The 20,983-nt window shown below is 59.2% G+C and carries 18 protein-coding genes; 12 read left to right on the forward strand and 6 right to left on the reverse strand.

Annotated features, from left to right (window positions below):
• Positions 1 to 10: 10 nt before the first annotated feature.
• Entirely contained in the window at positions 11 to 1,201 is a 1,191-nt protein-coding gene (uxuA, locus tag ACJ8IJ_RS04490; protein WP_004935728.1) for a mannonate dehydratase, read from the reverse strand.
• Between the two features lie 292 nt (positions 1,202 to 1,493).
• Between uxuA and ACJ8IJ_RS04495 the strand changes: the two genes are divergently transcribed.
• A complete protein-coding gene (locus ACJ8IJ_RS04495; protein ID WP_442518302.1) occupies positions 1,494 to 2,966 on the forward strand; it encodes a mannitol dehydrogenase family protein in 1,473 nt (490 codons plus the stop codon).
• 62 nt (positions 2,967 to 3,028) lie between these two features.
• Here ACJ8IJ_RS04495 and ACJ8IJ_RS04500 read toward each other — a convergent pair whose 3' ends face one another.
• Positions 3,029 to 3,337, reverse strand: coding sequence for a type 1 fimbrial protein (locus ACJ8IJ_RS04500; RefSeq protein WP_004935734.1), 309 nt, complete (start codon positions 3,335 to 3,337; stop codon positions 3,029 to 3,031).
• 318 nt (positions 3,338 to 3,655) lie between these two features.
• Between ACJ8IJ_RS04500 and ACJ8IJ_RS04505 the strand changes: the two genes are divergently transcribed.
• The 8 genes from ACJ8IJ_RS04505 to yejF all read left to right on the forward strand — a co-directional run bounded on the left by ACJ8IJ_RS04505 (position 3,656) and on the right by yejF (position 14,025).
• Complete coding sequence (locus ACJ8IJ_RS04505; RefSeq protein ID WP_004935738.1) at positions 3,656 to 4,630, forward strand: CobW family GTP-binding protein; 975 nt, start codon at positions 3,656 to 3,658, stop codon at positions 4,628 to 4,630.
• Positions 4,631 to 4,707: 77 nt separating this feature from the next.
• Positions 4,708 to 5,418 carry a phosphatase PAP2 family protein gene (locus ACJ8IJ_RS04510; protein WP_442518303.1) on the forward strand — a complete coding sequence of 237 codons (711 nt, stop codon included), beginning with the start codon at positions 4,708 to 4,710 and terminating at the stop codon, positions 5,416 to 5,418.
• 410 nt (positions 5,419 to 5,828) lie between these two features.
• Positions 5,829 to 6,404: a bifunctional murein DD-endopeptidase/murein LD-carboxypeptidase gene (gene mepS, locus ACJ8IJ_RS04515; protein ID WP_025303553.1), complete on the forward strand. Its 576-nt coding sequence runs from the start codon at positions 5,829 to 5,831 to the stop codon at positions 6,402 to 6,404.
• 411 nt (positions 6,405 to 6,815) lie between these two features.
• On the forward strand, positions 6,816 to 8,408 hold the full coding sequence (locus ACJ8IJ_RS04520) for a cyclic di-GMP phosphodiesterase (protein WP_442518304.1): 1,593 nt from the start codon (positions 6,816 to 6,818) through the stop codon (positions 8,406 to 8,408).
• A gap of 82 nt (positions 8,409 to 8,490) precedes the next feature.
• A complete protein-coding gene (locus tag ACJ8IJ_RS04525; RefSeq protein ID WP_021505924.1) occupies positions 8,491 to 10,299 on the forward strand; it encodes an extracellular solute-binding protein in 1,809 nt (602 codons plus the stop codon).
• 9 nt (positions 10,300 to 10,308) lie between these two features.
• Positions 10,309 to 11,400: a microcin C ABC transporter permease YejB gene (locus ACJ8IJ_RS04530; RefSeq protein ID WP_004935753.1), complete on the forward strand. Its 1,092-nt coding sequence runs from the start codon at positions 10,309 to 10,311 to the stop codon at positions 11,398 to 11,400.
• On the forward strand, positions 11,397 to 12,422 hold the full coding sequence (locus tag ACJ8IJ_RS04535) for an ABC transporter permease (protein WP_015378535.1): 1,026 nt from the start codon (positions 11,397 to 11,399) through the stop codon (positions 12,420 to 12,422). The genes ACJ8IJ_RS04530 and ACJ8IJ_RS04535 overlap by 4 nt, the downstream gene beginning before the upstream one ends.
• A 1-nt stretch (position 12,423) precedes the next feature.
• Positions 12,424 to 14,025 carry a microcin C ABC transporter ATP-binding protein YejF gene (gene yejF, locus ACJ8IJ_RS04540; RefSeq protein WP_060559957.1) on the forward strand — a complete coding sequence of 534 codons (1,602 nt, stop codon included), beginning with the start codon at positions 12,424 to 12,426 and terminating at the stop codon, positions 14,023 to 14,025.
• Between the two features lie 8 nt (positions 14,026 to 14,033).
• On the opposite strand, the gene ACJ8IJ_RS04545 is transcribed toward yejF, so the two are convergent.
• From ACJ8IJ_RS04545 to rsuA, 3 genes are all read right to left on the reverse strand, one after another.
• Entirely contained in the window at positions 14,034 to 14,378 is a 345-nt protein-coding gene (locus tag ACJ8IJ_RS04545; RefSeq protein ID WP_004935763.1) for a YejG family protein, read from the reverse strand.
• A gap of 594 nt (positions 14,379 to 14,972) precedes the next feature.
• Positions 14,973 to 16,169, reverse strand: a complete 1,197-nt coding sequence (locus ACJ8IJ_RS04550) for a Bcr/CflA family multidrug efflux MFS transporter (RefSeq protein WP_015378537.1) — start codon at positions 16,167 to 16,169, stop codon at positions 14,973 to 14,975.
• Positions 16,170 to 16,210: 41 nt separating this feature from the next.
• On the reverse strand, positions 16,211 to 16,924 hold the full coding sequence (rsuA, locus tag ACJ8IJ_RS04555; protein ID WP_442518305.1) for a 16S rRNA pseudouridine(516) synthase RsuA: 714 nt from the start codon (positions 16,922 to 16,924) through the stop codon (positions 16,211 to 16,213).
• A gap of 319 nt (positions 16,925 to 17,243) precedes the next feature.
• Here rsuA and ACJ8IJ_RS04560 point away from each other — a divergent pair, with 319 nt between their 5' ends.
• Together ACJ8IJ_RS04560 and rplY are read left to right on the forward strand one after the other, a co-directional pair.
• Positions 17,244 to 19,001: a DEAD/DEAH box helicase gene (locus tag ACJ8IJ_RS04560; RefSeq protein WP_442518306.1), complete on the forward strand. Its 1,758-nt coding sequence runs from the start codon at positions 17,244 to 17,246 to the stop codon at positions 18,999 to 19,001.
• A 162-nt stretch (positions 19,002 to 19,163) separates the two neighbouring features.
• Positions 19,164 to 19,448 carry a 50S ribosomal protein L25 gene (gene rplY, locus ACJ8IJ_RS04565; protein ID WP_004935776.1) on the forward strand — a complete coding sequence of 95 codons (285 nt, stop codon included), beginning with the start codon at positions 19,164 to 19,166 and terminating at the stop codon, positions 19,446 to 19,448.
• 84 nt (positions 19,449 to 19,532) lie between these two features.
• Here the strand turns inward: rplY and yejK are convergent, their stop codons facing one another.
• Complete coding sequence (gene yejK / locus ACJ8IJ_RS04570) at positions 19,533 to 20,540, reverse strand: nucleoid-associated protein YejK (protein WP_004935779.1); 1,008 nt, start codon at positions 20,538 to 20,540, stop codon at positions 19,533 to 19,535.
• Between the two features lie 211 nt (positions 20,541 to 20,751).
• Here yejK and ACJ8IJ_RS04575 point away from each other — a divergent pair, with 211 nt between their 5' ends.
• Entirely contained in the window at positions 20,752 to 20,979 is a 228-nt protein-coding gene (locus tag ACJ8IJ_RS04575) for a YejL family protein (protein WP_004935782.1), read from the forward strand.
• The last annotated feature ends 4 nt before the right edge of the window (positions 20,980 to 20,983 follow it).

The following is a 20,983-nucleotide window of genomic DNA, read 5'->3' on the forward strand; positions in this document are numbered from 1 at the left end:
TCATTTTCCGCTACGGCAATTCCGGGAAAAAGCGCCGCTTGAGCGCCAGCTCGACGCCGCGCAGCTCCGCCAGCCCTTTCAACCGCCCGATGGCCGAATAGCCCGGATTGGTTTTCTTTTTCAAATCGTCCAGCATCTGATGCCCATGATCGGGGCGCATCGGGATCGGCCGCCGATCGCCCGCCCGCTGCCGACGCAGTTCTTCGGTCAGGATCGCTTCGATCACCGCCACCATGTCCACATCGCCCTGCAGATGCGCCCCCTCGTGGAAGCTTTTCGGGTTTTCTTCGCGGCAGGTGGCGCGTAAGTGGGTAAAGTGAATGCGATCGCCGAAGGTTTCAATCATCCGCACCAGATCGTTGTCGGCGCGCACGCCGTAGGAACCGGTGCACATGGTGAAGCCGTTATGAATGCTGTCGACAGTCTGCTTCAGCCACTGCATGTCTTCGATCGTGGAGACGATGCGCGGCAGGCCGAGGATCGGCCGCGGCGGATCGTCGGGATGCACCGCCAGCCGGATGCCGGCCTCTTCCGCCACCGGCACGATGGCACGCAGAAAGACCGCCATGTTTTCGCGCAGTTGCGCCTTGTCGATGCCGTCGTATTCCGCCAGGCGGCGACGGAACTGCTCCAGCGTGTAGCCTTCTTCCGCACCCGGCAGCCCGGCGATGATGTTGCCGGTCAGCGTGGCTTTCTCCTCCTCGCTCATGGCGGCGAAATAGGCCGCCGCCTGACTGCGCTCTTGCGCCGTATAGTCCGCCTCGGCGCCGGCGCGCTGCAGGATGTGCAGCTCGAACGCGGCGAAGGCTACCTGATCGAAACGCAGCGCTTTGGAACCGTCCGGCAGCGGATAGGCCAGATCGGTGCGCGTCCAGTCGAGGATCGGCATGAAGTTGTAGCAAACGGTGTCGATGCCGCAGGCCGCCAGATTGCGCAGTGACTGCTGGTAATTGGCGATGTACCGCCGCCAGTCGCCGCTGTGGGTTTTGATCTCCTCATGTACCGGCACGCTCTCCACCACCGACCACACCAGCCCCTTTTCCGCCAGCAGCGCCTGCCGCGCGCGGATCTCGTCGATCGGCCAAACTTCGCCGTTCGCAATATGGTGCAGCGCCGTGACCACCCCGGTCGCCCCGGCCTGACGCACGTCATCCAAAGAGACCGGATCGTTCGGGCCATACCAACGCCATGTTTGTTCCATGTTGTGTCCTTATGCCTGTCTCGCATCGCGATGTTGTTATACCAGTTTAATTTAGATGTCAGCTAGCTTTAACTTACTCTTTCGCCGCGCGCTGTCAAAATTGAACCGTTCATTGGTTGATCCGCTTCACGATTCTGGCTTATTTTGGCCTGACCAATTCCCTTAACCTGCCGACAACTTTAGACTGGTGGCAGTTTTTTATCGTCAGCGCGCCCTTGTTGATGGGGCGACAAACTGGTCCGCTAACTTGACGCAAGTGGCCCGCCAGCTGTCTACTCGCTTTGGAGATGAGATGAATACGATCGCCAACACCCCGCTGCCGGGCGCCGTCCGGCAACCGAATTATGATCGCCGGGCCCTGCGCAGCCGCATCGTGCACCTGGGTTTCGGCGCGTTCCACCGCGCGCATCAGGCGCTGCTGACCGATCGGGTGCTGAACGCCCACGGCGGCGACTGGGGCATTTGCGAGATCAGTCTTTCCGGCGGCGTGCCGCTGTTTGAGGCGCTGCGGCAACAGGATCATCTGTACAGCGTGCTGGAGAAAGGCGCGGACGGCCATCAGGCCATCGTGATCGGCGCGGTGCATGAGAGCCTGCACCGCAAACTGGAGGGCATCGCCGCGGTGCTGGAGAAGCTGGCCGAACCGCAGGTGGCGATCGTCTCGATGACCATCACCGAAAAAGGCTACTGCATCGAGCCCGGCAACGGACGGCTGGACCGACAGCATTCGGGGATCGTCGCCGATCTGGCGTGGCCGCATCAGCCGCAGACCGCGCCCGGCATTTTGGTGGAAGCGCTGCGGCTGCGGCGCGAACGCGGCCTGCCCGCCTTCTCCCTGCTTTCCTGCGACAATATTCCGGAGAACGGCCACGTGCTGCGCCGGGCGGTGCTCGATCTGGCGCAGGCGCGGGATCCGTCGCTCGCCGACTGGATCGCCACCGCCGCGACCTTCCCCTGCACCATGGTGGATCGCATCGTGCCGGCCGCCACGCCGGCCACGCTGGATGAGATCGCCGCCGCGCTGGGCGGCGTGCGCGACGAATGCGCCATCGCCTGCGAGCCCTTCATTCAATGGGTCGTGGAAGACAACTTCACCGCCGGACGCCCGGCGTGGGAGTTGGCCGGCGCCCAGTTGGTCAGCGATGTGCTGCCGTTTGAACACATGAAGCTGCGCATGCTGAACGGCAGCCACTCGTTCCTGGCATACTTAGGCTACCTGGGCGGCTACCGCTATATCAACGAGTGCATGGCGGATGAGCACTACCGCCGCGCCGCCCTGCGGTTGATGCTGGACGAACAGGCGCCAACGCTGAGCGTCACCGGCATCAGCCTGCCCGATTATGCCGCACAGCTTATCGCGCGCTTCAGCAATCCGGCGCTGCAACACCTTACCTGGCAGATCGCCATGGACGGCACGCAGAAGCTGCCGCAGCGGCTGCTGGATGCCGTGCGCTGGCATCTGCGGCACGGCGGCGACTATAGCGGGCTGGCGCTGGGCGTGGCGGGCTGGATGCGTTACGTCGGCGGCGTCGATGACGCCGGTGAGCCGATCGACATTCGCGATCCGCTGGCAGACGTGCTGCAACAGACGATCGCCGCCACAACGGACGATCGACGGCGCGTAGCGGCGCTGTTGGCGTTGAAATCGGTATTCGGCGAAACGCTGGCGGCGCATGCGGCGTTTAGCGAAGCGGTGACGCAAGCCTATTTATCGCTGCGCGATCGCGGCGCGCGTGAAACGGTGAAGGAGTGGGTAATGCGGTGAGGAGCCTGCAGGGCCGAGAATAACCATGCCGGCGTAACGTTACGCCGGCATGGCGGAACGACTTAACGATAAACGACCGTCATAACAGCGAGTTTCTTCTGTTGGTCTACCCACTTCATTTCGGTTGTGCCTAGATTTAGCGGAAGTTCTTTGCGTGTAGTATCAAAACCTGACAACGCTTGCTGGGCCTGATAATGCTGGCCGTTGCGGTAACATTGCGTATTCGCCTTAGAATCTGCAATCTTGACCGTGCAAGGACTTTCAACGATAGAGCCGACGAAGCGAATTACCCCGCCGGCCACTCCTGCCTGACTCACTGCCGTCCATGAAAACAACATTCCTACGATCAAAAATAACCGAAAGGTATTCATGGCAACCTCATTTTTAGTTAAGCCAATTTAACCATAGAGGATCTTGTTAGGAATAATCGCAAGGAAAGGGACGAGATTTGATCGTTAATCTCGTCATTAACAATGTAAAAACAAGCTACTAACAAAAGTTAACCGCATCTAATACAGGGTTTTATCTAAGAATTTTCTTGTTATAAACGGTGGATTTTGTCGGTTGAAAAGCGCATGGTGACGTGCAAAATTTGCGAGATAGAGCACAAATTAAATCGCGGCCGTTTCACCGACACGGCTGCGTAACTCATTTATTAAGCAGGTTAATTTTTGCGCCAGGAATTATTAATGACCAAAACCAATTTGATTACCGGTTTCCTCGGCAGCGGCAAAACCACCACTATCCGCCATTTGCTGGCTCATAAGCCCGAACATGAACGCTGGGCGGTATTGGTCAATGAATTCGGCGAGATCGGCATCGACGGCGCGCTGCTGGCAGACAGCGGCGCGGTGCTCAAAGAGATCCCCGGTGGCTGCATGTGCTGCGTCAACGGCCTGCCGATGCAGGTGGGCTTGAATATGCTGTTGCAGCAGGCCAAACCGGATCGGCTGCTGATCGAGCCGACCGGGCTCGGGCATCCGAAACAAATCCTGTCGCTGCTGACCCAGGAGAGCTATGCCGGCTGGATCGATCTGCAGGCCACCCTGTGCCTGCTGGATGCCCGCCAGCTCAGCCAGCCCCGCTACCGCGACAACGAAAACTTCCGCGATCAGCTGGCCGCGGCCGACATTATTTTGGCCAGCAAAAGCGATACCTACCGGCCGGAAGACAGGCTGGCGCTGGAGGCCTGGAAGGCGCAAGACCCGCTGCAGCGCCCCTGCTACGCCATCGCGCAAGGCGAAGCGGATGTCGCGCTGTTGTCACTTCCGCGCACGAATCGTACAGAATTGCCGGACGCGCAGCATCATCATGGTCAGGCGAAAAAGCAGGGGCTGGCGGCGCTGCGGCTGCCGGAGCACGCCCGCTGGCGGCGAGCGTTGAATGAAGGGCAAGGCTTCACCAGCTGCGGCTGGATTTTTGACGGCGATACCCGGTTCGACACCGTCGGCTTCATGGAATGGGTGCGACTCGCGCCGGTCGAACGCGCCAAAGGCGTGGTGCGCATCCCCGAAGGCACATTGCTGATCAATCGTCAGGGGCAGGATCTCAACATCGAAACCCGCCCGGTCGCGCCGCTCGACAGCCGAATTGAGCTTATCCACAGCGAAAATGCCGATTGGAATGCCCTGCAATCCGCCTTGTTTAAGATTCGTTTAAGTTAGACCCCGTACCGTTGCCCCCCGGTTGCCGCAGGGCTGCCGGGTTTTATTTCGTTTTCATTTTTCCAACAGGTTATGTCATGACACGCCGCAATTTACCCCTCATTCTCTTCTTCAACTTACTGGGCGTTGCGCTGTTTCTGTCCTGGTTCCTGCCGGCCAATCACGGCGGCTGGTTTACCCTGGATTCGGCGATTTTCTTCTTCTTTAACCGCCATCTGGCCACCGACCCGGCGTTTTTACACCTGGTCGCCATCACCAACAACCGCGCGTTCGATGTGATTTCGCTGCTCGCCATGGGGCTGCTGTATCTGTACTTTTATCTGAAGCAGGACGCCGCCGGCCGCCGCCGTCTGGTGATCACCGGCGTGGTGATGCTGCTGACCGCCGTGGTGCTGAACCAGCTTGGCCACCTGCTGCCGGTAAAACATCCAAGCCCCACCCTGACCTTTGACAATATCCATCGCGTCAGCGAGCTGACCGGCATCCCCACCAAGGACGCTTCCGGCGACAGCTTCCCCGGCGACCACGGCATGATGCTGATTATTTTTTCCTGCTTTATGCTGCGCTATTTCGGCCGCGGCGCCTTCGCCGTCGCCCTGCTGATTACGTTGCTCTTCTCATTGCCGCGCGTGATGATTGGCGCCCACTGGTTTACCGATATCGCCGTCGGCTCATTGTCCGTGGTGCTGGTTGGCGCCAGCTGGGTGCTGATGACGCCTTGCAGCGACTGGATCGTCGATCGGTTGAATCGCCTGTTGCCCGGTAAGCACCGCCCCGGCCAACCATAATTTGTGTTTATGACTCATGCCGGGAGGCTTACGCCTCCCGCCCTCTTCCCCTCGCCGCGCGTAAAAATTTCCCCGCCGTTCGTTAACGCTTTTGCAACCTGATTTCACGCCAGATTCATACATCGGACAATTGGCGTTTTTTATATGAAGATTTACATTATGTTACATCACAAATTCATATAAAAAAGACGGGAAAAAGGCTCGCAATCCCCTATTGGTTCCGGTAATCTCAGATGCGTTTGTGCCTGGTTTAAGTCGAATCAGTATGAAATCCGATAAAAATGTGCGTTCTCGCACGTTTTCAACGGTAACTGGTTGTCGATGCAACAGGTGCGGACTAGGCTCGTTTCGTTTGGCATTTTTCAGGTAGCGACTTTCGTCGTTAAGGACTTCAAGGGAAAACAACAACAATGGTCAAATCTCAACCGTTTCTGAGATATTTTTTGCGGGTAGTCCCTGCAATTGCCGCTGCGGTTATGCTGTCAGCGTGCAGCTCGACTCACACTTCGAACTTGAATAACGCACAAACTGAGATGCGTGCAGTTAATGACAAAGACGGTCTTTTACTGCAAGCCTCTCAGGATGAATTCGAAGCGATGGTCCGCAACGTTGACGTCAAGTCAAAGATTATGGATCAGTATGCGGATTGGAAAGGCGTTCGCTACCGCTTAGGCGGTGACACCAAGCGCGGCATCGATTGCTCGGCGTTTGTACAGCGCACCTTCCGCGAACAGTTCGGCATGGATTTACCGCGTTCGACCTATGAACAGGAAGATCTCGGCAAGAAAATTCAGCGCACCAAGCTGCGCGCCGGCGATTTGGTGCTGTTCCGCGCCGGTTCTACCGGGCGCCATGTCGGCATCTATTTAGGCAACGATCAGTTCGTTCATGCCTCCACCAGCAGTGGGGTCATGATTTCCAAGCTGACCGATAACTATTGGAATAAACGTTATCGAGAAGCGCGCCGGGTGCTGACCAACGGTTAACGGCGCAACGCCCTGAAGATCCTGAATACCAAACGAGCGATAAGCGCCGCCCACGGGCGGCGTTTTTTTGGTTGTCGAACAGGTATCATCAAAATTGATCCCTGCCTTATCGTCACCTTTCCCTGCTTAACGCCGCCGCACGCCATTATTTTGATAAACTGTTGGCGGGAAATCGCCCCGTCGAGGAAAAACTCGCCTATTATCGTCAGATGACGGCAACGGCGCCCCGGCGTTATTTAAAACGTTTCCGCTGATATTATGCGCATGATATTTCTGTCGGCGACGCCACATATTTAAATGGCGCCGCCGGTTGGTACGGGATAAAAAGGCAAAAATGAAAAAAAAGCCGTTGGCACAATCCATTAACTGGCTGCGCGACACGCCTGACGCCCGGTTGCAGAGGACTCGGTTATGGGCTTGAAAAGAGCTTTCGCCCGCAGCGTGTCTCACCGACAACGCAGCCTGGCTAAAAGCGGTGTCGCCGCCCTGGTATTTTTTACGCTATTCACCGCGGTCACGCTTTCTTTGATTAACCACCAGCGCACGCAATATCAACATAAGGTCGAAGCGCGCACGCAAAAGTTCACGCTGGGTTATATCTCGCATCTGACGGCGGTGATGCGGCAAATGATGCCGCTGCTGGGCAAGCCTTGCCTCTCCAGCCAGTCGGATATTACCTACCAGGCGGCCTTTACCAGCGGCGTGCGCACCTTCCTGTTGGTGAAGGACGGCTACGCCTATTGCTCCTCCGCCACGGGCGACATGATGTTGCCGATGAAAAATATCTACCAGGATATCGACTGGGATCTGTCTCTGGATCTCAAGCTGCAGCAGGGTACGCCGATGGTGCCAAATAAACCGGCGGTTGCGGTTTGGCTGCGACATCCCGGCGAAAAGGCCACCGGCATCCTCGCTACGCTGGACATCGATCTGATGCCCTACCTGCTGTTCACCTCGCACGACGAACAGGCGCCGGGCATCGCCATCGTGATGGGCAACCGCGCGCTGACCACTTTCAGCCCGAACCTGATGCCGGTCAATCAGCTACCGAAGGGCAAGGCGGATACCCTGACGCTGCCCAATCTGCCGCTGACCATCCTGTTCTACAACGAGAAACTGACCCCCAACGACATTCGCCTGACGCTGCTGGGCAGCCTGGTGCTGTCATTGATGACCGGCGTACTCTGCTACTACATGCTGCTGCTGCGGCAAAGCCCGGAACGCGCGCTGCTGCGCGGCATCAAGCGCAACGAGTTCTTTATCGAATACCAGCCGGTGTTCCATACCGATAGCAACAGCATAGGCGGGCTGGAAGCGCTGATCCGCTGGCAGCATCCGATCGAGGGCCGCATCCCGCCCGATGTCTTTATCCCCTACGCCGAAAGCAACGGGCTGATCGTGCCGCTTACCCGCCACCTGTTCAGGCTGATCGCCGAAGATGCGCCACAGCTCGCCAAAGCGCTGCCACGGGGAGGTAAAGTCGGCCTCAACATTTCCCCCGCCCACCTTAGCGCACCGTCGTTTCACCAGGACGTGTATGAACTGTTGACGCAGCTGCCGGGCGATTACTTTACGCTGGTGTTTGAAATCACCGAACGCGGCATGGTGGAAGAAGAGAGCGCGCTGACGGAGTTTGACTGGCTGCACAAACAGGGCATCGAGATCGCGGTGGATGATTTTGGCACCGGGCACAGCGCGCTTATTTATCTTGAGCGCTTCACCATGGATTATCTGAAGATTGACCGTGGCTTCGTCAACACCATCGGCCAGGATACGGTCACCGCGCCGGTGCTGGATGCGGTGATCTCGCTGGCGAAAAAGCTGAAAATGCTGACGGTGGCCGAAGGCGTGGAAACCGCCGAGCAGATGCAGTTTCTGCAAGAACACGGCGTCAACTTCATGCAGGGGTACTACTTCAGCAAGCCGCTGAGCATCGATGATTTCGTCGCTTACTGCAATGCTAATCAGGTCTTTGATTATCAGGAAAAAATAGTTAATCTTTAAGCATCTTTACCCTGCGCACGTCCGAAGAATGTTATGCTGGGCGCAGGTTGTACTTTATTCCACAGCAGGAGCTTACCGTCTGATGTCCGTGCGCATTTTCGCTGCTCTGGTGCTCTCGGCACTGAGCTTCGGCCTGCGGGCCGAAGCCCTCAACGAAAGCTACGCTTTCGCCCTTCTCGGTGAACCGAAATACGCCACCGACTTCAGCCATTTTGACTATGTCAACCCGGCGGCGCCCAAGGGCGGCGACGTGCGGCTGGCGGCCATCGGCACCTACGACAACTTCAACCGCTTCGCTACCCGCGGCGTGCCCGGCGAGCGCACGATGGAGCTGTACGATACGCTGTTCACCAACTCCGACGACGAACCCGGCAGCTATTACCCGCTGATTGCCGAATCGGCCCGTTTCCCGGCCGACATGCGCTGGATGGAATTGGATATCAACGCCCGCGCCCGCTTCCAGGACGGCAGCCCGATCACCGCCGCCGACGTGGCCTTTACCTTCAATAAATTCATGACCGAAGGCGTACCGCAGTTTCGCTCCTATTACAAAGGCGTCACGGTCAAGGCCATTTCCCGGCTGACGGTGCGCATCGAGCTGCCTAAGGCGAACCGTGAGCAAATCCTCAGCCTGCTCAGCCTGCGCGTATTGCCGGAAAGCTTCTGGAAAAACCATAAGCTCAACGAACCGCTCAGCACCCCGCCGCTCGCCAGCGGCCCGTATAAAATCGGCGATTATCGCCTCGGCCAGTACATCACCTATCAGCGGGTGCGCGACTACTGGGCCGCCAATCTGCCCGTGAACCGCGGCCGCTACAACTTCGACAGTATTCGCTACGATTATTATCTGGACGATAAGGTATCGCTGGAAGCCTTCAAGGCCGGCGCCTACGATTTCCGCATCGAGCCGTCGCCCAAGAGCTGGGCCACCCAGTATCAGGGCGGCAACTTCGCGCGCAACTACATCATCAAGCAGGACGAGACCAACCAGGCGGCGCAGAATACCCGCTGGCTGGCGTTCAATCTGCAAAAACCGCTGTTCGCCGATCGTCGGGTACGGGAAGCGATCGGCCTGGCTTTCGATTTTAACTGGATGAACAAGGCGCTGTATTACAACGCCTATCAGCGCGCCGACAGCTATTTCCAAAACACCGCCTACGCCGCCCGCGGCTACCCGGACGCCGCTGAACTGGCCTTGCTGGCACCGCTCAAGGGCCAGATACCGCCGGAGGTATTTACCAGTATCTACCAACCGCCCTCTTCCGACGGTAGCGGCAACGATCGACAAAACCTGCTGAAGGCGACCCAACTGCTGAAAGAAGCCGGTTGGGTGGTCAAAAATCAAAAGCTGGTCAACGCCAAAACCGGCCAGCCGTTCACCTTTGAACTGATGCTGCTGAGCGGCAGCAACTTCCAGTACGTGCTGCCGTTCCGCCACAACCTGCAGCGGTTGGGCATCGAGATGCAAATCCGCGAGATTGACGCCTCGCAGTACACCCGCCGCATGCGCGAACGCGATTTCGACATGATGTCGACGGTGTATATGGCGATGCCGTTCCCCAGCGCCGATCTGCAAATTCTGTGGGATTCGCAGTACATCGATTCCAGCTATAACACCCCCGGCGTCAAAGATCCGGCGGTCGACAGCCTGGTCAGGCAAATCGCCGCCCATCAGGGCGACGAAAACGCCCTGTTGCCGCTCGGCCGCGCGCTGGACCGGGTGCTGACCTGGAACAACTACATGCTGCCGATGTGGTACTCCAGCCACGACCGCTACGCCTATTGGGACAAGTTCTCCACGCCGTCGGTCCGCCCGGCCTATGCGATCGGCTTCGACAACTGGTGGTACGACGTCAACAAGGCGGCGCGCTTACCGGCTCAGCGGCAATAAGGAGTCGGAATGGCGGCCTATCTGATACGCAGACTGTTATTGGTGATCCCCACGCTGTGGGCGATCATCACCATCAACTTTTTTATCGTGCAAATCGCCCCCGGCGGTCCGGTCGATCAGGCCATCGCCGCCATTGAGCTGGGGCACGGCAGCGGGTTTGGCAGCGGCGGTGTCGGCGAAGGCCTGGGCCACGCCCGGACGGGCATCGCGGCTGGCGACGGCCAATACCGCGGTTCGCGCGGTTTGGATCCGGAGGTGATCGCCGAGATCACTAAGCGTTACGGCTTCGACAAACCGCTGCACGAGCGCTACTTCACCATGCTGTGGAACTATATGCGCTTCGACTTCGGCGACAGCCTGTTTCGCGGCGCTTCGGTGATGCAGCTGATCGGCCAGAGCCTGCCGGTCTCCATCACGCTGGGCCTCTGGAGCACGCTGATCATCTATCTGGTGTCGATCCCGCTCGGCATCCGCAAGGCCGTCCACAACGGCAGCGCGTTCGATACCTGGAGCAGCACGCTGATTATCATCGGCTACGCCATTCCGGCCTTTCTGTTCGCCATTCTGATGATCGTGCTGTTCGCCGGCGGCAGCTACCTGGACTGGTTCCCGCTGCGCGGCCTGGTATCGAGCAACTTCGACACCCTCTCCTGGCCGGCGAAGATCGCCGACTACCTGTGGCACATCACCCTGCCGGTGCTGGCGACGGTGATCGGCGGTTTCGCCACCCTGACCATGCTGACCAAGAACTCATTCCTCGACGAGATCCGCAAACAATACGTCACCACCGCCCGCGCCAAGGGGCTGGACGAGAAAAAAATCCTCTACCGCCACGTGTTCCGCAACGCCATGCTGCTGGTGATCGCCGGTTTTCCGGCCACCTTTATCAGCATGTTCTTCACCGGCTCGCTGCTGATCGAAGTGATGTTCTCGCTCAACGGCCTGGGGCTGCTGGGCTACGACGCCACGCTGCAGCGCGACTACCCGGTGATGTTCGGCACGCTGTATATCTTCACCCTGATCGGCCTGCTGTTGAATATCCTCAGCGATATCACCTACACCCTGGTCGATCCGCGCATTGACTTCGAGGCCCGCCAATGAGCCGCCTTAGCCCGATCAACCAGGCGCGCTGGGCGCGTTTTCGCCGCAACCGCCGCGGCTACTGGTCGCTGTGGATCTTTTTGGTGCTGTTCACTCTGAGCCTGGCCGCCGATCTGATCGCCAACGACAAACCGCTGTTGGTGCGTTATGAAGGCCGGTTGTACCTGCCGTTTATGATTAGCTACAGCGAAACCGCCTTCGGCGGCGAACTGAATACCGAAGCCGACTATCAGGATCCGTTCGTGCAGCGGCAGATCGAACGGCACGGCTGGGCGGTCTGGGCACCGATCCGCTTCAGTTACGACACCATCAACTTCGCCACTGAGGTGCCCTTCCCTTCGCCGCCTTCGCGGCACAACCTGCTGGGCACCGACAGCAACGGCGGCGACGTGCTGGCTCGGGTGCTGTACGGTTTTCGCATTTCGATGTTGTTCGGTCTGGCGCTGACGCTGTTTTCCAGCCTGATCGGCGTGTGCGTCGGCGCGACGCAGGGGTATTACGGCGGGCGTTTCGATCTGTGGGGACAGCGCTTTATCGAAGTGTGGTCGGGCATGCCGACGCTGTTTCTGATCATTCTGCTGTCGAGCATCGTCCAGCCCAATTTCTGGTGGCTGCTCGGCATCACCATCCTGTTCGGCTGGATGAGCCTGGTGGGCGTGGTGCGCGCCGAATTCCTGCGCACCCGCAATTTTGACTATATCCGCGCCGCGCGCGCCATGGGCGTGCCGGATCGGGTAATCATGTCCCGCCATATGCTGCCCAACGCCATGGTGGCGACGCTGACCTTCCTGCCGTTTATCCTCTGCGGCTCGATCACCACCCTGACGTCGCTCGATTTCCTCGGTTTCGGTCTGCCGATAGGTTCGCCGTCGCTCGGCGAATTGCTGCTGCAAGGCAAAAACAATCTGCAGGCGCCGTGGCTCGGCATCACCGCCTTCCTGGTATTGGCTGTGCTGCTGTCGTTATTAATCTTTATCGGCGAAGCGGTGCGCGACGCCTTTGACCCCAGCAAGGCGCATTGATATGGCCACTCCTTTGCTCGCTATTCAGGATCTCAGCATCGCCTTCCGTCAGGGCGACACCGTCACGCCGGTGGTCAACGAACTCTCGCTGCAAATAGCGCCGGCGGAAACGCTGGCGCTGGTAGGGGAATCCGGCTCCGGCAAAAGCGTCACCGCCCTGTCGATACTGCGTCTGCTGCCCGCGCCGCCGGTGGTGTACCCTGCCGGCGATATTCTGTTCAACGGCGAGTCGTTGCTGCATGCGCCGGAGACTGACCTGCGCAAGGTGCGCGGCAATCAGATCGCGATGATCTTTCAGGAACCGATGGTGTCGCTTAACCCACTGCACACCATCGAGAAACAGCTGGCGGAAGTGCTGATGCTGCACCGCGGCCTGCGGCGCGAAGCCGCGCGCGCAGAGATCGTCGAATGCCTGGAGCGCGTCGGCATCCGCCAGGCCAAAAACCGGCTGCAGGACTATCCGCATCAGCTGTCCGGCGGCGAACGCCAGCGGGTAATGATCGCCATGGCGGTGTTGACCCGCCCGAAACTGCTGATCGCCGACGAACCCACCACCGCGCTCGACGTGACTATCCAGGCGCAGATCCTGACGCTGCTGCAAGAATTGAAGCAGGAGATGGGCATGGGGTTGCTGTTCATCACCCATAATCTGAATATCGTGCGCCGCCTGGCAGACAACGTGGCGGTGATGCGCCAGGGGCGCTGCGTAGAGCAAAACGGCCGCGCGCAGCTGTTCAGCCGGCCGCAGCATCCCTACACACAGCAGCTGCTGGCCGCCGAAGACGTCGGTGAGCCGCTGCCGCTGCCCACCGCGCGCCCCGGCGACGAGCGGCCGCTGCTCAAGGTGGAAGATCTGCAGGTGCGCTTCCCCATCCGGCGCGGCCTGCTGCGCCGCACGGTGGATTATCACTATGCGCTGAAATCGTTGAGTTTCGAGCTGCGCGCAGGGGAAAGCGTGGGGCTGGTGGGAGAATCCGGCTCGGGTAAAAGCACCACCGGGCTTGCGCTATTGCGTCTGCTGGCCTCGCAGGGCGCCATCTGGTTCGACGGCGAACCGCTGCACCCGCTCACGATGAAGCAGATGCTGCCCTACCGCAGCCGAATGCAAATCGTCTTCCAGGATCCCTATTCCGCCCTGAATCCGCGCCTGAACGTGCAGCAGATCATCGCCGAGGGGCTGGAAGTGCACCAGCGGCTTAGCGCCGAGCAGCGGGAACAACGCGTGATCGAGGTGTTGCGGGAAGTCGGCCTGGATCCGCAGCTTCGCCACCGCTATCCCACCGAGTTTTCCGGCGGCCAGCGCCAGCGTATCGCCATCGCGCGCGCGCTGATCCTGCAACCGCAGCTGCTGATCCTCGACGAGCCGACCTCTTCACTGGATAAATCGGTGCAGGCGCAGATCCTGACGCTGCTGAAATCGCTGCAGCAACGCCACCGGTTGGCTTATCTGTTCATCAGCCATGACCTGCAGGTGGTGCGTTCGCTATGTCACCAGGTCATCGTACTGCGACAGGGGGAAGTGGTTGAACAGGGAGACTGCCGGGCGATTTTCGCGGCGCCCGCAGCCGACTATACCCGTCAACTGCTGCAGTTGGCGGATTAGCGGCGAATTCAGAAGGGGTATTGCGCGCTGAGCGGTTCGGCGATCGCGGCACCGACGTTTTTCAGGCGGCACATGGTGGCGCTCTCGTCGCTGCGCTGCACGAACAGGCAAGGTTCCCCTTCCCATTCGACGATCGCACAGTCGACCTGAATCTCCTGCAGCGACAGATTGAGCTGTTGCATTACCTGCCAGGCCTCGGCCCCTTCATGGCTGAGCAGCTTCAGCCCAATCAGGTTGTTATCTTCGTCTATTCCGTTAAACGGAATCGGTTCGACCTTCACGCCGGTGAAACCGGATAGCCAACGATAACTTTGCGGCAAGCGATGCACTACCGAAAGTTGGATACTCTCCACATGAAATCCCTAGTTTGAAAAGGTGAAACACTTTTACCTGACAGGGTTACTAAGTTATAGCCGTTGACTCCCGACTCTGCCGCGCACAAATGTTATTTAAATGTAAATTTTGCCGCAAGCCATTAACCTGACCCCGTGCTTGCCGATGCCGTGCCACTTTTTGGCGCGCCGTGCGGTGTTATTTCACGGCATTTTGCGACTCAGCTCGCATTTTTGCGTTATATGTAACCCTTTCCCGCAGCGATCTCAACTCTTTTTTCTTGCAATGCGACTACTTTTTCGTCGCCATATTTTTACAATGAAGAAACATCTTACCCGTCACGTTAGCGCCGCCACCGCTGCTAATACCTTGATATACATCAATCCTAATACAAATCCCCCGCGCGGCTCAGCCGACAGCGCGCCGCGCCTCCCGGGGAATATTGGGCGGCACGGCGGCAGAATTTTTTAACAAAAAGCACACAGGTGAGAAAGCGGTCAATTGATTAGCTTGCGTATATTTAGCAACAAATTTTTCATTGCCGGTTGCACCCTGAAATGGCAGGGCGCAACCCCGTGACGATGCGGAGCGACACGCCCCGAATCGGGAGAACGTCAGGCTGCGCGATCGCGCGGCCGGCTGGCGTAAACATAGAACAGCACCGCCACGATGCTGCACAGCGCCATCGAGGTGACCATTGGCCAAGCGCTTTTGCCCGGCGCCATCGACAGCACCGCCCCCACCAGCGCACCGATGCTGAAGCGCAACGTGCCGGCCAGGGAAGAAGCGGTGCCCGCCATATGCGGAAAATCATCCAGGATCACCGCCATGGCGTTGGAGGAGATCATCGCGATGCACCCCAGATAGACCGCAACGCCGATCACCAGCGCCCAGAAGCCCAGGCCCACGGTGCTCACCGCCATTAGCCACAGCCCCATCGCCAGCTGTACCAGCAGCCCCAGCTTGAACATCTTGACCGCGCCGAAGCGCCGCACGTTGCGGCTGTTGATCAGCGTCGTCAGGAACAGGAAGACGATGTTCAGCGCAAAATAGTAACCGAAATGCTGCGGCGAAACGTGGTTCAGTTCGATGTAGACGAACGGTCCGGCGCTGAGGAACGAGAACATGCCCGCAAACGAGAAGGCGCTGGCCAACATGTAACTCAGCACCCGCTTATGGCGGAACAGCGAACCGAAGTTGCCCAGCGTGGTGCGCAGGTGGAACCGCTGGCGCCGCTCTTTCGGCAGCGTCTCCTTGATGAACAAGGCCACCAGCAGTGAACCGATCAGCGCCGCGGCGCCCATGGTCCAGAAGATGGCGTGCCAGCTGAACCACAGCAGCAGCGCACCGCCGATCATCGGCGCCAGCAGCGGCGCAATGGTCATCACCAGAATGACGAACGACATCATGCGCGAGAACTCATCCTTGGTGAACATATCGCGCATCAGGGCGTTGATCACCACGCTGGCGGCCGCCGCCGCCAAACCGTGCAGGAAACGCAGCCCGATCAGTTGATCGATCGACTGCGCCATGGCACAGGCGCAGCCGGCGATGGCGAAGATCAGCGTTCCCCACAGGATCACCGGCTTGCGGCCGATGCTGTCCGACATCGGCCCATAGAACAGCTGCCCGAAGGCAAAGCCGAGCATATAGGCGCTGAGCGTCATCTGCACGCTGCCGGACTCGACGCCAAACTGGGCGGCGATCACCGGCATACTGGGCAGGTACATGTCGATGGCCAACGGCATCAACATGGACAACAGGCCCAGAATGAAAATCAAACCGAGATGAGAGGTTCGGTTCTGTTGCACGTTCCACGACTCCTTAATCGGCCGCAATCAATGATCGGTTATCAGTCCTGCAGGTGCGGCGCGCCCACGCTGGCGATCTCTTCTTCTGTCAAGGGGCGGTATTCGCCCGGCGCCAGATCGTCATCCAGCACGATGGCGCCGATGCGCTCGCGGTGCAACGCGATCACCCGGTTGCCGACGGCGGCGAACATCCGCTTCACCTGGTGGTAGCGCCCTTCGCTGATGGTCAAGCGCACCACGTGCTCGTCGACCTGCTCCAGCGTCGCCGGCCGCGTCAGATCTTTCTCGTTGTGCAGTTGCACCCCTTCAGCGAAACGCTGCGCGGTGTCTTCCGCCAATGGGTGCTCCAGCGTGACCAGATAGGTTTTCTCGCAGTGGTGGCGCGGCGACGTGACACGGTGCGACCATTGACCGTCGTCGGTCATCAGCACCAGCCCGGTGGTGTCGATATCCAGCCGCCCGGCGGCGTGCAGCTTGTACGCGACCGGCTCATCGAGGAAATACAGCACCGTCGGATGATCGGGATCGTCGGTAGAGCAGACGTAGCCCTGCGGTTTGTTGAGCATGAAATAGCGCGGGCCGTTCTGCTGCTGCAGCGGATTGCCGTCGAACGCCACTTCTTGCTCCGGGCTCAGTTTGACAGCCCCGCTCTTCACTACCTCACCGTCCACGGTGACGCGTTTAGCCCGAAGTTCGCGCGCGACCAGCGCACGGCTGATGCCTAACTGCTGAGATAAAAACTTGTCCAATCGCATGGGATCTGCTTTGCCTGTCGTTGTTATGATCGCATTGATCGTATTGCCAAAATATGACGCCCGCCGTTGCACCGGGTGCAAATAGCAGGTTCAGGGGGGGAATCGCGTGGGGGAACAGCGATTGCTGTCACACAAGTATAGCGACACAACGCGTTGCCCGACAGAGGTAATTTTCACGCTTCTCGCACCGCGCGTGCGCAGAAGGCATAATAGTAGAAATTTTTCGGCCGCCCGGGGCGTAAAATGTCGCTGTTTCTGTGGGAACGGGGGCGACAAGACCTGTACCCGGCGGCCCATTCCACTCTACGGCGTTCATTTTATGGCCTTTACCCTACGCCCCTACCAACTGGAAGCGGTCGAAGCCACCATCAACCATTTCCGGCGGCGTCCCGAACCGGCGCTGATCGTGCTGCCGACCGGCGCCGGCAAAAGCCTGGTGATCGCCGAACTGGCGAAGCGCGCCCGTGGGCGGGTGCTGGTGTTGGCGCACGTCAAGGAACTGGTGGCGCAAAACCACGCCAAATACTGCGCCTACGGCCTGGAGGCGGACATCTTCGCCGCCGGTCTGCAACAAAAAGAGAGCGCCGGCAAAGTGGTGTTCGGCAGCGTGCAGTCGGTGGCGCGCAACCTGCCGCTGTTCGACGGCGCCTTTTCGCTACTGATCGTCGATGAATGCCACCGCATCAGTGACGACGACGACAGCCAGTACCAACAAATCATCCAGCATTTGCAGAAAACCAACCCGCAGCTGCGGCTGCTGGGGTTGACCGCCACGCCCTATCGTCTGGGCAAGGGCTGGATTTACCAGTATCACTACCACGGTTTTACCCGCGGCGACGGCGCCAGCCTGTTTCGCGACTGCATCTATGAGCTGCCGCTGCGCTATATGATTAAGAACGGCTTCCTGGTGCCGCCTGAGCGGCTGGACATGCCGATTGTGCAGTACGATTTCAGCCGGCTGGAGGCCAGAAGCAACGGCCTGTTCAGCGAAGCGGATCTGAACCGCGAGCTGAAGCGGCAAAACCGCGTCACGCCGCACATTATCAGCCAGATTGTGGAGTACGCCGACGATCGCAAAGGGGTGATGATCTTCGCCGCCACCGTCGAGCACGCCCGCGAGATCCACGGCCTGCTGCCGAACGGCGAGGCCGCGCTGGTCAGCGCAGAAACGCCGCCCACCGAGCGCGATGCGCTGATCGAGGCGTTCAAACAGCAGCAGTTGCGCTATCTGGTCAACGTAGCGGTATTGACCACCGGTTTCGACGCGCCGCACGTCGATCTGATCGCGATCCTGCGCCCGACCGAGTCCGTCAGCCTGTATCAGCAGATCGTCGGCCGCGGGCTGCGGCTGGCGCCCGGCAAGGAGGATTGTCTGATCCTCGACTATGCCGGCAACCCGCACGATCTGTTCACGCCGGAGGTCGGCGTCAGCAAGCCGCACGGCGACAGCCAGCCGGTGCAGGTGTTCTGCCCGGCCTGCGGCTTCGCCAATCTGTTCTGGGGCAAGTGCACCGAGAACGGCGATATCATCGAGCACTACGGCCGCCGCTGTCAGGGCTGGCTGGAAGACGACGACGGCCACCGCGAACAGTGCGATTACCGCTTCCGGTTCAAGAGCTGCCCGCACTGCGGCGCGGAGAACGACATCGCCGCACGCCGTTGCCATCAGTGTCAGGAGGTGCTGGTCGATCCCGATGACATGCTGAAGGCGGCGCTGAAGCTGAAAGACGCGCTGGTGCTGCGCTGCGGCGGCATGGAACTGCAGAGCGGCCGCGATGACAAGGGCGAATGGCTGAAGGCCACCTATTACGACGAGGACGGCACCAGCACCAGCGAGCGCTTCCGTCTGCAGACGCCGGCGCAGCGCAAAGCGTTCGAGATGCTGTTCCTGCGCCCGCACCAGCGCGCGCCGGGCGTGCCGTTCGCCTGGCACACCGCCGCCGACGTGCTGGCGCAACAGCAGGCGCTGCGCCATCCGGATTTCGTGGTGGCGCGCAAACGCGGCCAGTTTTGGCAGGTGCGCGAGAAAGTGTTCGATTATCAAGGCCGTTTCCGCCGCGCCAATCAATTGACCTGAGCGAACGGTCCCCAATCTGGACAGGTTTTCGTTGCCCTGCAGGCGGCTTTCCGTTAAAATGCCGCGCGCTTTACCTGGGCCTGCCCAGCGTTAAAGTGGATTTCCGAACTTGCTACTTGGGTCGCCTGTAGCAGGGTAAATTTTCTTTTAAGAGAAAAAACAATGTTCACTATCAATGCAGAAGTACGTAAAGACCAGGGTAAAGGTGCGAGCCGCCGCCTGCGTGCAGCAAACAAATTCCCAGCTATCGTTTACGGTGGCAAAGAAGCTGCAGTTTCCATCGAATTGGACCATGATTCTGTTAAGAACATGGAAGCTAAACCAGAATTCTACAGCGAAGCAGTAACTCTGGTTATCGACGGTAAAGAAACCAAAGTTAAGGTTCAGGCTGTACAGCGTCACCCGTTCAAGCCAAAACTGGCTCACATCGACTTCGTTCGCGTTTAATCGCTACGTTTTCGAACCTTTCGGGACGCCGAAATAAAGAACGCCGCAATTGCGGCGTTTTTTATTGTCTGCGATCCGGCGCGCTTACTTGCCGCTGCCGGTCCGGCGCTGCAGCTGATCGCGCAGGTTCGGCGGCGTGCCTCTGATGGTCAGCGTGTCGGTGGCCGCATCCCAGAAAATGCGCTCGCCCAACAGCATGGCGTCGAAATTCAGGCTGATGCCGCCGCCGCTGCCGGCAAATTTGGTCAGCTGGCGCAGCGTGCCGCGATCGGCCGGGAAGCTTTCCTCCAACTCATACCCTTGCTCGCTGGAGAACTGCATGAAGTCTTTCTCACCGACCGGCGACAGCTCCTGCGACAGGGCCTGCAGTTCAATCTCTTCGCCCGCCTGCAGCTGTTCGTTGCAGTAGCTGTACACCTGTTGGCGCACCGACTGGCGCTCGTTCTTGTCCAACTGCGCATCGGCGCAGTAGTCGTCCACCGCCTGCAGCAGCCCGCGGTTTTGCGCCTTGGTGTCCAACCCTTCGGACGCCGCCAGGAAATCCATGAAGAAGTCGGCGACCTTGCGGCCTACGCGCCCGCGCAGGAAGGTCAGATAGCGGGTCGATTCCGGGTTGGTTTCCCATTCGGTCAGATCGATGCGCGCGACGATATCGGCGTTGTTGATGTCCAGATAGTGCGTGGTGTTGATATCCAGCTCTTCGTTGACGCGCATGCTGTTACGGCTGTTCAGCACCGCGATCAGCAAGTACTCCACCGCCAGATAACGGTATTGGCCGAACAGCACCACGCCGCCTTCGGCAAACGGATACTTCGCCAGTTCGTCGCGCAGGCGGCCGGTCGCCGCGCGGCTGAAGGCCAGAAAGTCCTTATCGTCCTTGCGGCAAGTGCGCAGCGCTTCCGCCAGTTCGCTGCCTTCGTTGAACAGGCCCAAGGCCTTGCTCTTGGCGCTGTAGACGCGATGCAGTTCCGTCATCATTTCTTCCACCGCCGCGTTGGTGGGAAGCAAGGTATCGCGCAACACCACGTCCAGCGTTTGCTCGTCGCGTTTCACCAATTGGTGCAGAGCGATCTGGTCGATATCCAGACTCATGATAAATCCTCCTGTTCTTTAGGCGCGTATTCAAACACTGAAGACCCCGCCCTGCAATACTAAAAAGCTGCGGCAAACCGGAAAGGCGCAGCGGGGCCCCGCCCCGGCGCGGGCGAACAATTTCCCGAATGACAGGAAGTGATAAAAGAGCGGAAAATCACTGCCCTATACGGTAAGATAGGGCACTTTGCAGATTACTAAGCGCAATTTTATGCCACAATCATCCCGTTACAGTGACGAACACGTTGAACAACTGCTCTCAGAGCTGGTCAATGTTCTGGAAAAACACCATACCCCCACCGATCTTTCCCTGATGGTGCTGGGCAACATGGTCACTAATTTGATCAACACCAGCGTTGCCCCCGCGCAGCGGAAAACCCTGGCGAGATCGTTCGCGGAAGCCTTGCAGGCTTCTGTCCGTGAAGATAAAGCACATTAATATT

The sequence above is a fragment of the Serratia sp. CY40230 genome (assembly GCF_052168835.1).
Lineage (GTDB): Bacteria > Pseudomonadota > Gammaproteobacteria > Enterobacterales > Enterobacteriaceae > Serratia > Serratia nematodiphila.

Excerpts from the sequence above, each read along its gene's own strand:
- mepS (WP_025303553.1), top strand. The coding sequence starts at position 5,829 with ATGGTCAAATCTCAACCGTTTCTGAGATATTTTTTGCGGGTAGTCCCT.
- rplY (WP_004935776.1), top strand. The coding sequence starts at position 19,164 with ATGTTCACTATCAATGCAGAAGTACGTAAAGACCAGGGTAAAGGTGCG.
- ACJ8IJ_RS04560 (WP_442518306.1), top strand. The coding sequence starts at position 17,244 with ATGGCCTTTACCCTACGCCCCTACCAACTGGAAGCGGTCGAAGCCACC.
- ACJ8IJ_RS04505 (WP_004935738.1), top strand. The coding sequence starts at position 3,656 with ATGACCAAAACCAATTTGATTACCGGTTTCCTCGGCAGCGGCAAAACC.
- uxuA (WP_004935728.1), bottom strand. The coding sequence starts at position 1,201 with ATGGAACAAACATGGCGTTGGTATGGCCCGAACGATCCGGTCTCTTTG.
- ACJ8IJ_RS04525 (WP_021505924.1), top strand. The coding sequence starts at position 8,491 with ATGTCCGTGCGCATTTTCGCTGCTCTGGTGCTCTCGGCACTGAGCTTC.
- ACJ8IJ_RS04520 (WP_442518304.1), top strand. The coding sequence starts at position 6,816 with ATGGGCTTGAAAAGAGCTTTCGCCCGCAGCGTGTCTCACCGACAACGC.
- ACJ8IJ_RS04495 (WP_442518302.1), top strand. The coding sequence starts at position 1,494 with ATGAATACGATCGCCAACACCCCGCTGCCGGGCGCCGTCCGGCAACCG.
- yejK (WP_004935779.1), bottom strand. The coding sequence starts at position 20,540 with ATGAGTCTGGATATCGACCAGATCGCTCTGCACCAATTGGTGAAACGC.
- ACJ8IJ_RS04535 (WP_015378535.1), top strand. The coding sequence starts at position 11,397 with ATGAGCCGCCTTAGCCCGATCAACCAGGCGCGCTGGGCGCGTTTTCGC.
- ACJ8IJ_RS04530 (WP_004935753.1), top strand. The coding sequence starts at position 10,309 with ATGGCGGCCTATCTGATACGCAGACTGTTATTGGTGATCCCCACGCTG.
- rsuA (WP_442518305.1), bottom strand. The coding sequence starts at position 16,924 with ATGCGATTGGACAAGTTTTTATCTCAGCAGTTAGGCATCAGCCGTGCG.
- ACJ8IJ_RS04500 (WP_004935734.1), bottom strand. The coding sequence starts at position 3,337 with ATGAATACCTTTCGGTTATTTTTGATCGTAGGAATGTTGTTTTCATGG.
- ACJ8IJ_RS04575 (WP_004935782.1), top strand. The coding sequence starts at position 20,752 with ATGCCACAATCATCCCGTTACAGTGACGAACACGTTGAACAACTGCTC.
- ACJ8IJ_RS04510 (WP_442518303.1), top strand. The coding sequence starts at position 4,708 with ATGACACGCCGCAATTTACCCCTCATTCTCTTCTTCAACTTACTGGGC.
- yejF (WP_060559957.1), top strand. The coding sequence starts at position 12,424 with ATGGCCACTCCTTTGCTCGCTATTCAGGATCTCAGCATCGCCTTCCGT.